General features: G+C 66.8%; 18 protein-coding genes. 12 read left to right on the top strand and 6 right to left on the bottom strand.

What is annotated here, in order from left to right:
• Positions 1-15 precede the first annotated feature (15 nt).
• From MJ606_RS09520 to MJ606_RS09510, 3 genes are all read left to right on the top strand, one after another.
• Entirely contained in the window at positions 16-339 is a 324-nt protein-coding gene (locus MJ606_RS09520) for a YbaB/EbfC family nucleoid-associated protein (protein WP_243049290.1), read from the top strand.
• Positions 340-364: 25 nt separating this feature from the next.
• Positions 365-958, top strand: a complete 594-nt coding sequence (gene recR, locus MJ606_RS09515; protein ID WP_243049289.1) for a recombination mediator RecR — start codon at positions 365-367, stop codon at positions 956-958.
• Between the two features lie 69 nt (positions 959-1,027).
• Positions 1,028-1,372: a histidine triad nucleotide-binding protein gene (locus MJ606_RS09510; RefSeq protein WP_243049288.1), complete on the top strand. Its 345-nt coding sequence runs from the start codon at positions 1,028-1,030 to the stop codon at positions 1,370-1,372.
• A 67-nt stretch (positions 1,373-1,439) separates the two neighbouring features.
• On the opposite strand, the gene MJ606_RS09505 is transcribed toward MJ606_RS09510, so the two are convergent.
• From MJ606_RS09505 to MJ606_RS09490, 4 genes are read right to left on the bottom strand one after another with little or no spacing between them, the layout of a single operon-like run.
• Positions 1,440-2,033: a Slp/YeaY family lipoprotein gene (locus MJ606_RS09505; protein WP_243049287.1), complete on the bottom strand. Its 594-nt coding sequence runs from the start codon at positions 2,031-2,033 to the stop codon at positions 1,440-1,442.
• Positions 2,034-2,081: 48 nt separating this feature from the next.
• A complete protein-coding gene (locus MJ606_RS09500; protein WP_243049568.1) occupies positions 2,082-4,058 on the bottom strand; it encodes a DUF3488 and transglutaminase-like domain-containing protein in 1,977 nt (658 codons plus the stop codon).
• Positions 4,058-5,014: a DUF58 domain-containing protein gene (locus MJ606_RS09495; protein ID WP_243049286.1), complete on the bottom strand. Its 957-nt coding sequence runs from the start codon at positions 5,012-5,014 to the stop codon at positions 4,058-4,060. Before MJ606_RS09495 ends, MJ606_RS09500 begins: the two co-directional genes overlap by 1 nt.
• Positions 5,014-5,955, bottom strand: a complete 942-nt coding sequence (locus MJ606_RS09490; RefSeq protein ID WP_243049285.1) for a MoxR family ATPase — start codon at positions 5,953-5,955, stop codon at positions 5,014-5,016. The genes MJ606_RS09495 and MJ606_RS09490 overlap by 1 nt, the downstream gene beginning before the upstream one ends.
• A gap of 41 nt (positions 5,956-5,996) precedes the next feature.
• Here MJ606_RS09490 and MJ606_RS09485 point away from each other — a divergent pair, with 41 nt between their 5' ends.
• Positions 5,997-7,598 (top strand): glycosyltransferase family 39 protein, encoded by a 1,602-nt coding sequence (locus MJ606_RS09485; protein WP_243049284.1) that lies wholly within the window; start codon positions 5,997-5,999, stop codon positions 7,596-7,598.
• An 11-nt stretch (positions 7,599-7,609) separates the two neighbouring features.
• Here the strand turns inward: MJ606_RS09485 and MJ606_RS09480 are convergent, their stop codons facing one another.
• Positions 7,610-8,194, bottom strand: coding sequence for a Maf family nucleotide pyrophosphatase (locus MJ606_RS09480; RefSeq protein WP_243049283.1), 585 nt, complete (start codon positions 8,192-8,194; stop codon positions 7,610-7,612).
• Positions 8,191-8,646 carry a hypothetical protein gene (locus tag MJ606_RS09475; protein ID WP_243049282.1) on the bottom strand — a complete coding sequence of 152 codons (456 nt, stop codon included), beginning with the start codon at positions 8,644-8,646 and terminating at the stop codon, positions 8,191-8,193. Before MJ606_RS09475 ends, MJ606_RS09480 begins: the two co-directional genes overlap by 4 nt.
• 176 nt (positions 8,647-8,822) lie before the next feature.
• Between MJ606_RS09475 and MJ606_RS09470 the strand changes: the two genes are divergently transcribed.
• The 8 genes from MJ606_RS09470 (at position 8,823) to fabF (ending at position 15,612) form a co-directional block, all read left to right on the top strand.
• Complete coding sequence (locus MJ606_RS09470) at positions 8,823-9,305, top strand: YceD family protein (protein ID WP_243049567.1); 483 nt, start codon at positions 8,823-8,825, stop codon at positions 9,303-9,305.
• Between the two features lie 18 nt (positions 9,306-9,323).
• Entirely contained in the window at positions 9,324-9,518 is a 195-nt protein-coding gene (gene rpmF / locus MJ606_RS09465; RefSeq protein WP_019466219.1) for a 50S ribosomal protein L32, read from the top strand.
• Positions 9,519-9,671: 153 nt separating this feature from the next.
• A complete protein-coding gene (locus tag MJ606_RS09460) occupies positions 9,672-10,646 on the top strand; it encodes a beta-ketoacyl-ACP synthase III (protein WP_243049281.1) in 975 nt (324 codons plus the stop codon).
• A 122-nt stretch (positions 10,647-10,768) separates the two neighbouring features.
• Positions 10,769-11,752, top strand: a complete 984-nt coding sequence (locus tag MJ606_RS09455) for an alpha/beta hydrolase (protein ID WP_243049280.1) — start codon at positions 10,769-10,771, stop codon at positions 11,750-11,752.
• Between the two features lie 115 nt (positions 11,753-11,867).
• The gene (gene fabD, locus MJ606_RS09450; RefSeq protein WP_243049279.1) at positions 11,868-12,815 is read left to right on the top strand and encodes an ACP S-malonyltransferase; all 948 of its coding nucleotides are present in this window, start codon (positions 11,868-11,870) and stop codon (positions 12,813-12,815) included.
• A 69-nt stretch (positions 12,816-12,884) separates the two neighbouring features.
• Positions 12,885-13,628: a 3-oxoacyl-ACP reductase FabG gene (fabG, locus tag MJ606_RS09445; protein ID WP_243049278.1), complete on the top strand. Its 744-nt coding sequence runs from the start codon at positions 12,885-12,887 to the stop codon at positions 13,626-13,628.
• Positions 13,629-13,917: 289 nt separating this feature from the next.
• Positions 13,918-14,157 (top strand): acyl carrier protein, encoded by a 240-nt coding sequence (acpP, locus tag MJ606_RS09440; protein WP_091336635.1) that lies wholly within the window; start codon positions 13,918-13,920, stop codon positions 14,155-14,157.
• A gap of 216 nt (positions 14,158-14,373) precedes the next feature.
• Positions 14,374-15,612 (top strand): beta-ketoacyl-ACP synthase II, encoded by a 1,239-nt coding sequence (gene fabF / locus MJ606_RS09435; protein ID WP_243049277.1) that lies wholly within the window; start codon positions 14,374-14,376, stop codon positions 15,610-15,612.
• Positions 15,613-15,633 lie beyond the last annotated feature (21 nt).

Raw genomic sequence — 15,633 nt, 5'->3', positions numbered from 1 at the left:
TTACGGAGTCGCGTCATGAGAGGACAGATCGGGCAACTGATGCAGCAGGCCCAGCGCATGCAGGACGAAATGAAGCGTGCGCAGGAAGAGATCGCCAAGCTGGAAGTCACCGGCAGTGCAGGCGGCGGCCTGGTCAGCGTGCTGATGACCGGTGCGCACGAAGTGCGTCGCGTGCAGATCGATCGCAAGCTGTTCGCCGATGATCCGGAAATGGCCGAAGACCTGGTGGCCGCGGCGGTGAACGACGCGGTGAACAAGGTGGCCGAGGTCAGCAAGAACAAGCTCGGTGGCGTGACCTCGGGCCTGAATCTTCCGCCCGGTTTCAAGATGCCGTTTTGATCGGTAGGCCGGGCCGGTTGGCGCCATGAGCAAACTACTCACCGACCTCATCGAAGCGCTTCGCTGCCTGCCCGGTGTGGGCGGCAAGAGCGCGCAGCGGATGGCCTTCCATCTGCTGGAGCGTGATCGCGAGCGTGGCCTGCGCCTGGCCCAGGCGCTGGACGAGGCCATGCGCCAGATCGGCAATTGCTCGCGCTGCCGCAATTTCAGCGAAACGCCGGTGTGTACGTTGTGCGCGAGCCCGGGGCGCGACCGCCAGGTGCTATGCGTGGTGGAATCGCCGACCGAGCTGGCCGCCATCGAGCAGGCCACCGGTTATCGCGGGCAATACTTCGTGCTGCTGGGCAGGCTGTCGCCGCTCGATGGCCTTGGTCCGCAGGAACTGGGCCTGGACCTGCTCGCCGAACGGCTCGGCGAGGGCGAGATCGAGGAAATGATCATCGCCACCAATCCGACCGTCGAGGGCGAGGCCACCGCCCACTATCTGGCGCAGCTGGCGCGTGCCGCCAACGTCAAGCCGACCCGGCTGGCGCACGGCGTGCCGCTGGGGGGCGAACTGGAATACGTCGATCGCGGCACGCTGGCGCATGCCTTCGGCAGCCGGCAATCGGTGGATTGATATCCATGACCGCGGGGCCGCGGCTGTCGCGCGCTATGCTGCCGCATCTGTGAAAGGAAGGAGTCTGCTGTGGGCGATACCATTTTCGGCAAGATCATCCGGCGCGAAATCCCCGCCGACATCGTCTACGAGGACGATGACGTGCTCGCCTTTCGCGACCTCAATCCGCAGGCACCGGTGCATGTGCTGTTCATTCCGCGCAAGCCGCTTGCCACGCTCGACGCGGCAACCGCGGACGATGCCGAGCTGCTCGGCAAGTTGCTGTTGGCTGCCGCCGCCTACGCCCGGCGCGAAGGCCTGGCGGAGCAGGGCTATCGCACCGTGATCAATTGCAACGAGCATGGCGGGCAGACCGTGTTCCACCTGCATGTGCATCTGCTGGGCGGGCGCCCCATGCATTGGCCGCCGGGTTGACGCCGGTCCGCCATGAGCACCTAAGAAAACGCCGGCCCCAGGCCGGCGTTTTTTCGATAGGCGGGAATCAGCCGTGCGGCGGCGGCCCGCGGCGCGGCACCACGATCACGCGCGACGGGTAGTAGCCACCGTAGTAGCCACCCCAGCCCCACGGACCCCAGTACGGTCCCCAATAGGGACCCCAGAACGGGTCGTAATAGCCCGGGCCGTAATTCACGACCACGCGCTTGGGCCACAGGTAGACCACATTGGCCTCGACACGCGGATAGGCGTAGTTGTAGTCGCCCACTTTCTCCGACACGGTGCCTTGCAGCACGCCGGTGACGGTGATGTCGCGGCCGCGAGCGAACACTTCAGGGTCATAGAAGCCCGCACGGCAGGCCACGAAGCGGCCCTGGGTCTCGCTGTTGGTGTTGGCGGCCTTCGGACGGGCCTCGTCATCAAGCGGACGCTGCAGCACGTAGAAGCAGGTTTCCTGCGGGCCCGGTTCCGTCTTGATGATCTGACCGCCCCAACGCACCTGCACGCCACTGGTGGTGCCCTGCTGGGCGGCTACGGAAGTGACATCGGTGTAGGTGCCTTGCAGCGGTTGCGGCACCGTTGCACAGGCGGCCAGTGCGGTAACGGCGGTCGCGAGAATCAACGGCTTGTACATGGACATGACGCTTTCTCCATCGTGTAGTGGATGCCACGCATCCACGGTTCTATATCATTTGACCATGCGACGCGGTCGAAAGTGCCGCGCAGCCTGTCGAAAGTTCTTCAGCAGGGCCGCAGGCGGTTCTTCGTAGGCGTAGCGCAGCTCCAGATACGTCCTCATCAGTCGGTCCAGTTCCGCGCGTTGGGTGGGGAGGGCCCGTGCCGCGCGACTGAAGTAATGCTGCGGTCCTTCACTGTGACGGCGGGCCACACCCGCCGCGGCCAGCCTTCGCTCCAGCAACTGCATCGCCGCGCGTGCCGGGTCGGACGAGGGGCGTTTCCATACCGCCCAGGCCAACCCCAGCGTCGCGAACAGCGAGCCGCCGATCGCCAGCAACAGGCCTAGCGTGCCCGCATCGGTGTCCTGCATGCCGAACGGCGTCAACAACCCGTGCTGTCGAAGCGAGTCGAAGCCGATAACGCCTTGGTTCCACCAGTGGTTGACGATGTCCCACTGATTACGCAGGCCAAGCCACCATTGATTGGGTGACCAGTTAGCAAGCGTGCCTGCGCCTGCGGCAGTGGCGGCGGCACCGAGGCTGACGCGTTCCGGCCGCACGGCGGCGGTGGGGTCCGTGCGTACCCAGCCGCGTCCCGGCAGCCACACCTCGCTCCATGCGTGGGCATCGGACTGGCGCACCAGCAGGTAGCTGCCCATGGTGTTCCAGTAGCCCCCCTGGTAGCCGGTGACCACGCGGGCGGGAATGCCGGCCGCACGCATCAGCACGGTGAAGGCGGAGGCGTAGTGCTCGCAGAAACCTTCATGGGTGGAGAACAGGAAATCATCCACGGCATCGCGACCCAGCGGCGCAGGCGCGAGCGTGTAGCTGAATCCGCCATCGTGGAACAGGCGGAGCGCAGCCTGGACGATGGCCGCATCGTCGCGCCCGTATTGCGCGCGCCAGCGCTCGGCGAGGGCAATGGCGCGTGGATTGAAGCCGGCCGGAAGCTGCAGGCCGCGACGGCGGTCCGCCCCATCCAGCTGCGTTGCCAGGTGATAGCCGGGCGACGAACGCATCGTGTAGACCAGCGTGTCGTTGACCGGGCGCAGCGCCATCACTTCGCGGTCACGCGTCAGTTGCGCCTGTGCGGGGGCTTCCAGCGGCATGTCCAGTGCCGGCAGCACGCGCTGTCCACTGGCCTCCAGGCTGACGGTGTAGTTGATGACGGGGCCGTGCTCGACGCCGGCCGGGTCGCCGGGTTCGTTGCTGTGGCTCCAGCGGCGTCCGTCGTAGTCCCACATCACGTAGGCGCGGAAGTAGCGCAGCGCGGTCGGTGGTGGGGCGCCCTGGAAGTCGACCCGCATGGCGGCGCGATCATCGGTCAGCAGCTCGGAGAAATCACCCGGCGACATGTCTTCGCTGAGGCCGGTTTTGGATTGCGCGGCATTGGGGGCGCCCCACAGCGGGGAGCTCAGTCGTGGCACCAGCACGAAGGCCAGCAAGGCCAGCGGCAGCGAGATGGCAAGCAGCTTCAAGGCGGGCAGCAGCTCGCGCGGCAGGCTGGTGGCCGCGGGGGCGGGCTCGAGTGCGCGCAGCGTGGCCAGCGCGGGCAGCAGGCCCAGCGCCACCAGCACCGTTGCCACCATGCCCTGGTCGAACAGCAAGGCCGTCATCAGCGCAAAGCAGGCAAAGGCGGCGCCGACGCGTGCGTCGCGCGGCGATTCCGTTTCCAGCAGCTTGAGCACCAGCAGGCCCACCGCCAGCGCCGCGCCGGGTTCGCGTCCGAACAGGGTGCCGTAATGGAAGATCACGGCGGCCGACAGCAACGCCACCAACGGCAACTTGAGCGCCAGCGGCGCGCGGCCGCCGTAGCGCCGACGTTGCCACCAGCGCAGGATCAGCGTGGCCGCCAGCGCGGCGCTGAGCCAGGCCGGCATATGTGGCGCGTGCACGCCCAGCACCACGGCCACGGTAAGGCAGAGCAAGTCGAAGGCGCGTCCGCCCAACGGCTCCGGTGGCTTGCGCTTGAACAGGCTGAAACGCATCACGGCAGACGCGCCAGCGCGTTCATGCAGCGCGCATAGTGGCTGCGGCCGTGGCCCGGGCCGATTTCCTCATCGGGCAGCCACAGGCTGGTGGTGCGTCCGGCTGCTTCGGCCTCGCCCAGCCAGCGTGCCAGTCGCGAGATGCGCGCCTCGGGTGCCAGTTGCGGCAGGTGACGCCAATCCAGTCGCCATTCCTCGCGCGATTCGGGTTGCTCGAAATCCTTCACCAGCAGGGTTTCGTGGCGGGCGCTGCTTTTCCACGCGATATGCCGCTGGGGATCGCCAGCGCGATAGTCGCGCAGGGCGGCAATGTCCTCGCCCTGGCGCAGCCGCTGGCGCAGCCCCTGTTCGCCCGGCAGCACCGGCGGCGGACCGGCGGTTTCCGGTTGTGGCCATACCAGTACGGCCTGGTCCGGATGAATCCAGCTCCACGCATGGAACAATCCCAGCGGCCAGTTGCTCCACAGCTTGATCCGCGGCAGGTGCTGCCAGCCGCGTCGCGACGTGGCCAGGTTCAAGGTCACCAGTGTCTCGCCATCGGCGGGCACGGCGAAGGCGTCGGTTTGTGCATCCATGTCGGCATGCACGGAGGCATGCGGGTGATCGCCGCCGCTGAAGACCAGTTGCACCGCCAGCGGCTCGCCCGCGATGGCGTTGCCCTGGCGAATGGCGGTCAGGTGCAATCCGTTGAGGCTGCGAAACGCCACCAGCATGCTGGAAACGCTGGCGGCTCCGAGCAGGCAGGTCAGCAGCAACGCGGCGTTGTTGGTGTAGTTGAGCGAGCCGACCATCATCACCAGCAGCAACACCGTGAAGCCGGCACCGAAGCCGGTAGGCACGATATAGATGCGCCGCCGGTGCAACGCGATGGGCAGGCTTTCCGGTCGCTTGTAGCGGGTGAGCGCGGGCAGGCGACGCTCGGCCCAGCTTTGCAAGCGACGAATCGCTGGAAACATCAACCCACCGCGACTTCGGCGAGCAGGTTGCGCGCCAGGCTGTCGCCATTGGCGCCACGGGTGGGCACCAGGCGATGGGCGGCGAGGGGCACGAACAGCGCCTGGATATCTTCCGGCAGCACATGCTGTCGACCGCTCAGCAAGGCCCAGGCGCGCGCGGCGCCGAGCAGGGCCAGGCCCGCACGCGGCGACAAGCCCACGCGGATATCCGCGTGGCGGCGGCTGGCGGCCAGCAACGCCTGCAGATAGTCCAACAGGGCGCCGCTGGCGGTCACGGCCTGCGCGCGGCGCGACAGTTCGGCCAGGCCGGCGCCATCGAGTTGAGGGGTGAGCTGGGCGAGCAGGTCGCGTCGATCGCTGCCGGTCAGCAGCGCGCGCTCGGCGGCGGCGTCGGGATAGTCGAGCGATACGCGCAGCATGAAGCGGTCCAACTGCGAATCGGGCAGCGGGAAGGTGCCGGCCAGGTCGAGCGGGTTCTGCGTGGCGACCACGAAGAAGGGCTGCGGCAATACATGGGTCTGGCCATCCACGGTGACCTGGCCCTCGGCCATTGCCTCCAGCAGCGCGCTCTGGGTCTTGGGCGTGGCGCGGTTGATCTCGTCGGCCAGCAGCAGGCCGGTGAAGATCGGGCCGGCATGGAAGCGGAACTGGCCCGTCTCGCGCTCGTACACGCTGACCCCGATAATGTCCGACGGCAGCAGGTCGCTGGTGAACTGCACGCGCTGGAAATCCAGCGCGAAGCTCGCGGCCAGCGCATGGGCCAGGGTGGTCTTGCCCACGCCGGGCACGTCTTCCAGCAGCAGGTGGCCGCCCGCGATCAGGCAGGTGAAGGCGAGCTTGACCTGGCGCGGCTTGCCCAGTAGCACGCGATTGACCTGGGCCATGGCGGCTTCCAGGTGCGTGCGCAGCGTTTCATCGTGCAACGGAGTGATGGCGGACATGGTTTTCTGGCAGCGGGGAAGGGTGATGCAAGGCAAGGCGCATGCGTGACGAGGGCAGTGTAGCCGTCAGCCTTGCGCGCTGGCGAGCCGTGTTCATCGCCGGTTTCCTGGCCCTGTTGCTGATCAAGCTGATGCTTGCCGCCACGCTGTCGCCGTTCGGCGACGAGGCCTTCTACTGGCAGGAAAGCCGCCACCTCGCCTGGGGCTACAGCGACCTGCCGCCGTTGACGGCATGGCTGATCCGATGCGGTGAGGCTGTCGCGGGTCACGGCCTGCTTGGCATGCGCTGGCCGTTCCTGCTGATCGGCAGTGCGCTGCCCTGGCTGGTGCGAGGCTTTGCGCGCTATGTATTCGATGAGCGGGCAGGCTGGCAGGCCGGCGCGTTGTGCCTGGCATTGCCATTGGCGGGCAGCCTGGGCGTGATGGCGTTGCCGGATGTGCCGCTGACGGTGGCGATCATGCTGGCCGTGCTGGCGCTGGCGCATGCCATGGATAGCGATCGGTGGCGCGACTGGCTGCTGCTCGGCGTGGCGCTGGCGGTGTGCTGGCTCACTCATTACCGCGCGGCCATGCCGATGCTGGCGGGGCTGTTGTTGTGCGCGGTCACGCCGCGCGGGCGGCGGCAGTGGCGCCGTGGCGGTTTCTGGCTGGCGCTTGGCGTGGCCGCGCTCGGGCTGGTGCCGCTGCTGGTTTCCAACTGGCAGCAGCATGGCGCTGGCGTCGCCTTCCAGGTGGTGGAACGCAACCCATGGCGCTTCCACGCCGATGCGCTGGTGCAGCCGCTGGAGCAGGCCATCGCCTGCACGCCGCTGCTCTATCTGCTGTTGCTGTGGGCGGCGTGGCAAAGCTGGCGCCGCAGTCGTCAGGTGGGCGCGCCGTGGGACCTCATCGCCGTCGTCTCCCTGAGCTTTATCGCCCTCTATTTCGTGCTGGGCCTGTTTGCCGACGACCTGCGTTTTCGCGCGCACTGGCCCTTGCCGGGTTATCTGCCGCTGCTGGCCGCGCTGCCGGTGTTGCTGCGCGAACGAAGCGGATGGCGACGGGGTTGGCTGGCGGCGGCGTTCGCCATGGCGGTGCTGGGCCAGCTTGGCGGGTTGCTTTACCTGGGCATGGCCGCCCATGAGGAAGGCGCGCGTGCGCTGGCTGGCCTCAAGGCGTTCCCCGCGCGTTTCGTGGGCTGGCGTGAAAGTGGCGACGCGGCGCGCGCATTGATGGCCAGTCATCCGGGCGTGCTGGTGGCTGACAACTTCATGCTCGCGGCGGAAATCGATTTTCAGCTGGATGGCGTCGTGCCGGTCTATGCGCTCGACAACCCGCTCAACGTGAAGCATGGGCGGGCGCCGCAGCTTGCCCTCTGGCAACGCGACGAAGCCGCGTTGCGGCGCGCCCATGCCGGCGAGCCGATGCTGCTGGCGGTGGACGAGAAGGCGCTGCTGGTACGCGAGCGTCCGGACTGGCTACGTACGCTGTGCGGGCGCATCGCGCAGCCGCAATCGTTACGGCGACTGGATCTTTTCGACGGGCGTCGCCGGATCGCCTTCTACGCGGGGCGTGTTCCTGCGGATTTGCCCATCGTGGCCCATAGCGATGACGCGTGCCTTTTGTGGCAGCAGGCTCATGCGGCGGAATCGGATGAACGCTGAGCCGGGCGCGCTCAGGGCAGGGCGATGCCGGATTCGCGCAACAAGCGGGCCAGCGCGATCAGCGGCAGGCCGATCAAGGCGCTCGGGTCTTCGTTGTCGATGCGTTCGAACAGGCTGATGCCGAGCCCTTCGCACTTGAAACTGCCGGCGCAATCCAGCGGCTGTTCGCGTTCGATGTAGCGGGCGATCTCCGCGTTGTCGAGGCTGCGGAAATACACGCGGGTGTGATCCACGTGCACCAGCTCGCGGCCGTTGCGCGTGTCATGCAGGCACAGCGCCGTATGAAAGTGCACTTCGCGCCCCGAGCTGGCCGTCAGCTGCGCGTGGGCGCGCTCGATGGTGCCCGGTTTGTCGAGCACGTTGCCATCCAGTTCGGCGACCTGGTCCGAGCCGATCACCAGGGCATCTTCCAGCCCGGCAGCGGCGGCGCGTGCCTTGGCTACCGCTAGGCGCAGCGCACGCTCGGGCGGCGTTTCACCGTCGATGGGGCGTTCGTCGGTGCCGGGCGCGCGCTGCTCGAAATCGGCATAGAGCCGGCGCAGCAGCTCGGCGCGATAGCGGGAGGTGGAGCCCAGTACGAGGGTCGGCAGGCTCATGCGTCGTGCTCCCGCCGCAGGTGCTCCCGCATGGCGCTGTCCAGGTCGTGCTGGGCGCGGTCCAGCGCATCCAGCAGCGGGCGCAGCTTGGCCCGTGTGTCATTCATGGCGGCGACGGCCTGGTCCAGCTGCTGCTGGGTGGCGCGGGGCGCCTGGTCACGAATCCAGATACGCTGTTGCAGCAGCGAGCGCAGCCCGGCGTCGATGGCCTGGCGGGCTTCCTGTTCGCCGCTGGCCGGCAGGTCCGGGTTGAGCGACATGACCGCATGGGCCTGCTGCAGCCCGGCCCGGCAGGTTTTGAGATCCGCCTCCAGCCGGTCGGCCAGCTCCAGCAACTGGTGCAGGCTGCCGGAGCGACGGTCGGCCCGGCGCCGATAGACCAGGGCGAGGCTGATCAAGGCCACGGCCAGCACCAGCAATACGGCCAAGCCGAGCGTCAGGTAAGAGTCCACGGGAACGGCCGGCTCGCGAAAAGAGGTGTTCGCAGTCTGCCGTACCGGAAGCATTCAGGCAAAATGGCCCTGATCCCCTGTTTCGGGGTGGCTTACCCGTTGACTTCAAGGTGTTGTAATCCTAAGATTTCGGGTCTATGTCCGTGACACTGCCAGAGTCCGTGGACGCTTGGCGCATGGTCTCGGCGCGGCGTTCGTTCCAAGGGGAATTGCCCGTGGTCGCCCTGAAGCGACTGGGCGAGGTCCTGGCCGGCACGGAAGGAACGCTGCAATACGAGCTGGATTTTGGTCGGGACGAGTTTGGTACGGCGTACCTCGATGTCCGCGTCCAGGCCCCGCTCACGCTGACCTGCCAGCGCACCTTGGAACCGTTCGTATTGCCGGTGACGGTGGATAGCCGCCTCGGGCTGATCCGTTCCGAGCGCGAGGAGTCGGCGTTGCCGCCGGGTTGCGAGCCCTTGCTCGTCGCCGACGACGACAAGCTGAACCTGGCGGATGTGATCGAAGACGAATTGCTGTTGGCACTGCCGCTGGTCCCGGTCAACCCGGACAGCAGCTTGCCCGAAGAAGTAGTAGGCCCCGGGCCTGAGGAATCCTCCTCGGGCGAAGGGCGTTCCGATAACCCGTTCGCGGTTTTGCGCGAACTCAAGAAACGTTGATTTAGCTGGAGATTCGCCATGGCCGTTGCCAAGAGCCGCAAGACCCCGTCCACCCGCGGCATGCGTCGTTCGCACGATGCGCTCAAGACCGTGCAGCTGGCCACCGATCCGACCAGTGGCGAGGTGCATCTGCGCCATCACGTCACCAAGGATGGCTACTACCGCGGCAAGAAGGTCATCGACACCAACACCTCGGTGGTCGAAGAGGATTGATCGTTCCCGCAAGGGATACGGTTCCGCAGGGCGGCGCGTTCACGCGCCGCTTTGCGTTTGTGGCACCAGCCACGTAACGTTGACGGTCGGACAACCGATGGCGGCGCCCTGGCGTGGCCGTTCGTTCTCATCGCACCGCTCCATGGAAAGTTAATGGCCCAGATCTACGCCCGCATCACCGGTACCGGCAGCGCGCTGCCCGAACGCGTGGTGACCAATGCCGATCTCGAGAAGATCGTCGACACCAGCGACGAATGGATTCGCACCCGCACCGGCATCCAGCAGCGGCACATCGCCGCCGATGGCGAGACCACCGGCGACCTGGCCACCCTGGCGGCCCAGCGGGCCCTCGAGGCGGCCGGCGTCAAGGCTTCCGAGCTGGACCTGATCGTGCTCGGCACGACCACCCCCGACATCATCTTCCCATCCACCGCCTGCCTGGTGCAGCACCGCCTGGGTGCCAACGGCTGCGCGGCGTTCGACGTCAATGCGGCGTGCTCGGGCTTCGTCTACGCCCTGGGCGTGGCCGACAAGTTCATCCGCAGCGGGCAGTCGAAGAAGGTGCTGGTTATCGGCGCCGAGACGCTGACCCGCATGGTCGACTGGAACGAGCGCGAAACCTGCGTGCTGTTCGGCGACGGCGCCGGCGCCGTGGTGCTGGAGGCCTCGGAAGAGCCCGGCATCTTCGCCACCTGCCTGCACGCCGATGGCGGTTTCAAGCACCTGCTGTACAACCCGGTGGGCGTGTCGGCCGGTTTCAAGGACGAGCCCAACCACGGCGTGCGCATCAACATGTCCGGCCGCGAAGTGTTCAAGGTCGCGGTGAAGACGCTGGACTCGCTGGTGGACGAAACCCTGCAGGCCGCCGGCATGGAGGCCTCGCAGATCGACTGGCTGATTCCGCACCAGGCCAACCTGCGCATCATCGAAGCCACGGCCAAGCGCCTGAACATGCCGATGGAGCAGGTCATCGTCACCGTCGACAAGCATGCCAACACCTCGTCGGGCTCGGTGCCGCTGGCGCTGGATTTCGCGGTGCGCTCGGGCAAGGTGAAGCGTGGGCAGAACCTGCTGCTGGAAGCATTCGGCGGCGGCTTTACCTGGGCCTCGGCGCTGCTGCGCTATTGATGCGCGCCCGTACCGCGTGAGTTTCATCCATGCCGCCCTTCCGGGCGGCATTTTTTTCCAAGGCTAGAATGGCCAAGAGCTTCCTCCCGGCCCATCGCGCCCGACGCCTCCCGGAGAAACGTATGCGCCTGAGCGTTATCGCAGCGATTGCCGTCGTGTTGCCGTGGTTGTCGATCGGCGCTGCGCCGGCCCAGCAGCATCATCGAGCGGTCGAATCGATGGTTGCGGCGAGCGGGCGGCATTGCTACGACCCGGCCGATCCCACCGAGATCAGGCTGTGGAACGGCCCGGCCCCCGGCGCCACGGGTGACGATCCCTGCCGCGATATTCCATTCCTCAAGATGTATGCCCCCGAGGGCGACAGCCCGGCGGCGCGGCCCGCGATCCTGATCATTCCCGGCGGCGGCTACGATCGCCTATCCGATACGAGAGAGCAGGCGCCGGTAGCGGAATACTTCGCCCGCAGCTACCACGTGAAAGCGTTTGTGCTGTATTACCGGCTGGTGCAGCGCGACGGCACTTATCGCTATCCGGTGCCGATGTGGGATGGCTATCGCGCCTTGAACCTGATCCGGCACGAGGCGGGGCGCTATGGCGTTGATCCCAAGCGCATCGGCTTGTTCGGTTTTTCCGCCGGGGGCCACCTCGCCAGCACGCTGGCGCTGCATCCGGGCGCCGATTTCGGGTTGCCCCGGCGCGACGCCGTCGATGAGGCGAGCGCGCGGCCGTATTTCCTGGGCCTGGGTTATCCGGTGATCTCCATGCTGCCGTCCGCCTATGCCTCGCCCAATTCACTCAGGCACTTGCTGTATGGGTATGAAGGACGCGAGCTGGCGCGGCTGGAACACGACTTGTCCGGCCAGGAGCAGGTGAGCTCCGCCACGCCGCCGGTGTTCCTCTTCGAAAGCCTCGATGATGAGCGGATCAGCGCGCAGAACAGCGTACTGTTCGGCGCGGCGCTCCATGCCGCCGGGGTTCCCGCCGAGATCCATCTGTTCGCGCACGGCGTGCACGGCGCCGGCCTCGCCCAGGATGTTCCGGAAGAAAATGCGTGGCCCAGCCTGTTCGGCGATTGGCTCGAACGCAACCATTTCCTTCCGCGCTAGGTCGCCAGCGACAGGACTGCCTGCCGGGGCGGACAGCCTTGGTCACGGGATACAGCTGCGTATGGCCGCCATAACTGGCACCATTCCGTTTTTGGCTTCCCGAAACGTCCGTTCCATGACCCAGACCGCCACTTCGCTCGCTTTCGTTTTCCCTGGCCAGGGCTCGCAATCGGTAGGCATGCTGGCCGAACTGGCCGCGGTTCACCCGGAAGTGCAGGCCACCTTCGACGAGGCCTCGCAGGGGGCGGGCATCGACCTGTGGGCGCTCAGCCAGCAGGGACCGGAAGATCAGCTCAACCGCACCGAGAACACCCAGCCGGCCCTGCTGGCGGCCAGCGTGGCGGTGTGGCGCGTGTGGCAGAAGCTGGGCGGCGCGCAGCCGGCGCAGTTGTCCGGCCATAGCCTGGGCGAGTACAGCGCCCTGGTGTGCGCGGGCGCGCTTTCGCTGCATGACGCGGCGGCGCTGGTGGCCGAGCGTGGGCGTTTGATGCAGGCGGCGGTGCCGCCGGGCGTGGGCGCGATGGCGGCCATCCTGGGTGGCGATGATGCGCAGATCGCGGCCGTGTGCGATGAGGTGGCGCAGGGGCAGGTGGTGTCGCCGGCCAACTTCAATTCGCCGGGGCAGCTGGTGATTGCCGGCAATGCCGAGGCGGTGGATCGCGCGCTCGCCCGGCTGGCCGAACTGGGCGTGAAGAAGGCCATCAAGTTGGCCGTGTCGGTGCCTTCGCATTGCGCGTTGATGCGCGATGCGGCCGATCGCCTCGGTGAGCGCATGGCCACCTTGAGCTGGCAGCTGCCGGTGATTCCCGTGGTGCAGAATGCCGAGGCGCGCAGCTATGCCACGCTGGAAGAGATCCGCGGTGCTTTGCAGCGCCAGCTCTACCTGCCGGTGCGCTGGACCGAGTGCGTGCAGGCGCTGGTGGCCGGTGGCGCCACGCGCATGGCCGAGGCCGGCCCGGGCAAGGTACTGGCAGGCCTTATCAAGCGTATCGACAAGAGCGTCGAGGCCCGCGCCATCGGCACGCCGGCCGAGCTCGACGCCGCGCGCACCGAGTGGGCCTGAGCCCTCGCTTTTACACGAATCCATGCCGCTGGACGGATCGACGTCCAGCCATCCAAAGGGAAGTCACAGATGAGCAAGACACTGCAAGGTGAGATCGCCCTCGTCACGGGCGCCAGTCGCGGTATCGGTGCCGCCATTGCCGATGAGCTGGCGGCGCAGGGCGCCACCGTGATCGGCACGGCCACCAGCGAAAGCGGTGCGGCGGCGATCGGCGAGCGCCTTGCTGCCAGCGGTGGCCACGGCCGCGTGCTGAACGTCACCGACAGCGCCGCGGTCGATGCGCTGATCGGCGATATCGGCAAGCAGTTCGGTCCCGTGTCGATCCTGGTCAACAACGCCGGCATCACCCGCGACCAGCTGCTGATGCGCATGTCGGAGGACGACTGGCAGAGCATCCTCGACACCAACCTCAGCTCGGTCTACCGCACCTCGAAGGCGGTGATGCGAGGCATGATGAAGGCGCGCAAGGGCCGCATCATCTCCATCGCCTCGGTGATCGGCCTCACCGGCAACCCGGGGCAGTCCAATTATGCGGCGGCCAAGGCCGGCATCATCGCCTTCTCCAAGTCGCTGGCCCGCGAGATCGGTTCGCGCGGCATCACCGTGAACGTGGTGGCACCGGGCTTTATCGATACCGACATGACGCGCGCCCTGCCGGAAGAGTCCAAGCAGGCGCTGCTCGGCCAGATCGCCCTGGGGCGCCTGGGCGAGGCGAGCGATATCGCGAAGGCAGTGGGCTTCCTGGCGTCCCCGGCGGCGGCCTACATCACCGGCGAGACCCTTCACGTCAACGGCGGCATGTACATGCCGTAAGGCGCAAAAGCGGGGATGGGCGATGCCATCGGCCACCCCGCTGTTTGAAACGGCCGGGACGGCGGACAGCCCCCTGGCGTGCCGGCACGGGCCGGCTTAACGAGGAATTGTCGCCAGCGAGATCGTTTTAGGAGACAATTGCTTCTTTCGCGCCGGTCCCGTGGCCTGCGCCCAAGCATTGTTGGCGGACCATGGCGGCCTTGGGGCTTAGCCACTACAATCCGCCGGCCATATGCCGGCCTTGAAGCCGGCGTTGACAGGTAACTACTCCTTGGGAGGTATTGGCAACATGAGCACCATCGAAGAGCGCGTCAAGAAAATCGTCATCGAGCAGCTGGGCGTGAAGGAGGATGAAGTCACGGCGAACGCTTCGTTCGTGGACGATCTGGGCGCTGATTCGCTGGACACTGTCGAGCTGGTCATGGCCCTCGAGGAAGAGTTCGAGACCGAGATCCCGGACGAAGAAGCCGAGAAGATCACCACGGTGCAGCAGGCTGTTGACTACATCAAGGCCCACACCAAGGACTGATCGCTCCGTTGCGGCAGGCGCGTCGGCCTGATGTGCCCGCCCACCAGCGATACCGGAAGCTGCGCCACATTGGCGCAGTTTTCGTTTCTGCATTTTGCAACGTCCGATCCCGTATGGTGCGCGCCTGCGTATCGCACGGCCCGGATGACGTGGCCGCGATAACGCGCAAATGCCGCCGGTAGCGGCGGCACCACGGAAACACGAAGGAAGATCAGCATGAGCAAACGACGTGTGGTTGTAACCGGCCTCGGCATCATTTCGCCGGTTGGCAACGATATCGCTACCGCCTGGGACAACATCCTCAAGGGCGTCAGTGGCATCGGCGAGGTTACCCATTTCGACGCCACCGCCTATGCCACGCGCATCGCCGGCCAGGTACGTGGTTTCGATCCCGCGGAATGGATTGCCGCGAAAGAGATCAAGAAGATGGATCCGTTCATCCACTACGGCATCGCCGCGGGCACCCAAGCCCTGCGCGATTCCGGGCTGGAAGTGACGGAAGCGAACGCGCCGCGCATCGGCGTGGCGGTGGCGGCCGGCATCGGTGGCCTGCATACCATCGAGCACACGTCGATCGAGCTGCACGACAAGGGCCCGCGTCGCGTGTCGCCGTTCTTCGTGCCCAGTTCCATCATCAACATGGTCTCGGGCCACCTGTCGATCATGTATGGCCTGAAGGGCCCGAACATCGCCTGCGTGACGGCCTGCACCACCGGCACGCACAACATCGGCCTGGCCGCGCGCATGATCCAGTACGGCGATGCCGACGCGATGATCGCCGGCGGCGCCGAGTTCGCCACCACCGGCACGGCAATGGCGGGCTTCTGCTCGGCCAAGGCCATGTCCACCCGCAACGACGAGCCGACCAAGGCCAGCCGTCCGTGGGACAAGGACCGCGATGGCTTCGTGCTGTCCGACGGCGCCGGCGTGCTGGTGCTGGAAGAGTACGAGCATGCCAAGGCGCGCGGCGCGAAGATCTACGCCGAGCTGGTGGGCTTCGGCATGAGCGGCGACGCCTATCACATCACCGCGCCCAGCGAGGGCGGCGAGGGTGCGGCGCGTTGCATGGACAGCGCACTGAAGGATGGGGGCATCAACCCGACCGAGGTGAAGTACATCAATGCCCATGGCACCTCGACGCCGCTGGGCGACCTGGGTGAAGTGCTGGCGGCCAAGCGCGTGTTCGGCGATCACGCCTACAAGCTGGCGATGAGCTCGACCAAGTCGGTGACCGGTCACCTGCTCGGTGCCGCCGGCGGCGTGGAGGCGATCTTCACCATCCTGGCGCTGCGCGACCAGGTGCTGCCGCCCACCATCAACCTGGACGAGCCGGGCGAGGGCTGCGACCTGGATTTCGTGGCGCACACCGCACGCGAGACCAAGCTCGACGTGGCCATCTCCAACTCGTTTGGCTTTGGCGGCACCAACGGTACGCTGGCGTTCCGCCGCGTTTGAGCGGCGTGAACTGATCGACGT

Origin of the sequence: Dyella sp. RRB7 (genome assembly GCF_022761115.1) — a bacterium.
In the GTDB taxonomy this organism is placed as follows: domain Bacteria; phylum Pseudomonadota; class Gammaproteobacteria; order Xanthomonadales; family Rhodanobacteraceae; genus Dyella.
Note: the sequence above shows the minus strand (reverse complement) of the source record. Positions and strands in the feature narration are given on the sequence as shown.

Coding starts and splice junctions, on each gene's coding strand:
- MJ606_RS09520 (WP_243049290.1), top strand. CDS start 16: ATGAGAGGACAGATCGGGCAACTGATGCAGCAGGCCCAGCGCATGCAG.
- recR (WP_243049289.1), top strand. CDS start 365: ATGAGCAAACTACTCACCGACCTCATCGAAGCGCTTCGCTGCCTGCCC.
- MJ606_RS09505 (WP_243049287.1), bottom strand. CDS start 2,033: ATGTCCATGTACAAGCCGTTGATTCTCGCGACCGCCGTTACCGCACTG.
- MJ606_RS09500 (WP_243049568.1), bottom strand. CDS start 4,058: ATGCGTTTCAGCCTGTTCAAGCGCAAGCCACCGGAGCCGTTGGGCGGA.
- MJ606_RS09495 (WP_243049286.1), bottom strand. CDS start 5,014: ATGTTTCCAGCGATTCGTCGCTTGCAAAGCTGGGCCGAGCGTCGCCTG.
- MJ606_RS09490 (WP_243049285.1), bottom strand. CDS start 5,955: ATGTCCGCCATCACTCCGTTGCACGATGAAACGCTGCGCACGCACCTG.
- MJ606_RS09485 (WP_243049284.1), top strand. CDS start 5,997: ATGCGTGACGAGGGCAGTGTAGCCGTCAGCCTTGCGCGCTGGCGAGCC.
- MJ606_RS09480 (WP_243049283.1), bottom strand. CDS start 8,194: ATGAGCCTGCCGACCCTCGTACTGGGCTCCACCTCCCGCTATCGCGCC.
- MJ606_RS09470 (WP_243049567.1), top strand. CDS start 8,823: ATGGTCTCGGCGCGGCGTTCGTTCCAAGGGGAATTGCCCGTGGTCGCC.
- rpmF (WP_019466219.1), top strand. CDS start 9,324: ATGGCCGTTGCCAAGAGCCGCAAGACCCCGTCCACCCGCGGCATGCGT.
- MJ606_RS09460 (WP_243049281.1), top strand. CDS start 9,672: ATGGCCCAGATCTACGCCCGCATCACCGGTACCGGCAGCGCGCTGCCC.
- MJ606_RS09455 (WP_243049280.1), top strand. CDS start 10,769: ATGCGCCTGAGCGTTATCGCAGCGATTGCCGTCGTGTTGCCGTGGTTG.
- fabD (WP_243049279.1), top strand. CDS start 11,868: ATGACCCAGACCGCCACTTCGCTCGCTTTCGTTTTCCCTGGCCAGGGC.
- fabG (WP_243049278.1), top strand. CDS start 12,885: ATGAGCAAGACACTGCAAGGTGAGATCGCCCTCGTCACGGGCGCCAGT.
- acpP (WP_091336635.1), top strand. CDS start 13,918: ATGAGCACCATCGAAGAGCGCGTCAAGAAAATCGTCATCGAGCAGCTG.
- fabF (WP_243049277.1), top strand. CDS start 14,374: ATGAGCAAACGACGTGTGGTTGTAACCGGCCTCGGCATCATTTCGCCG.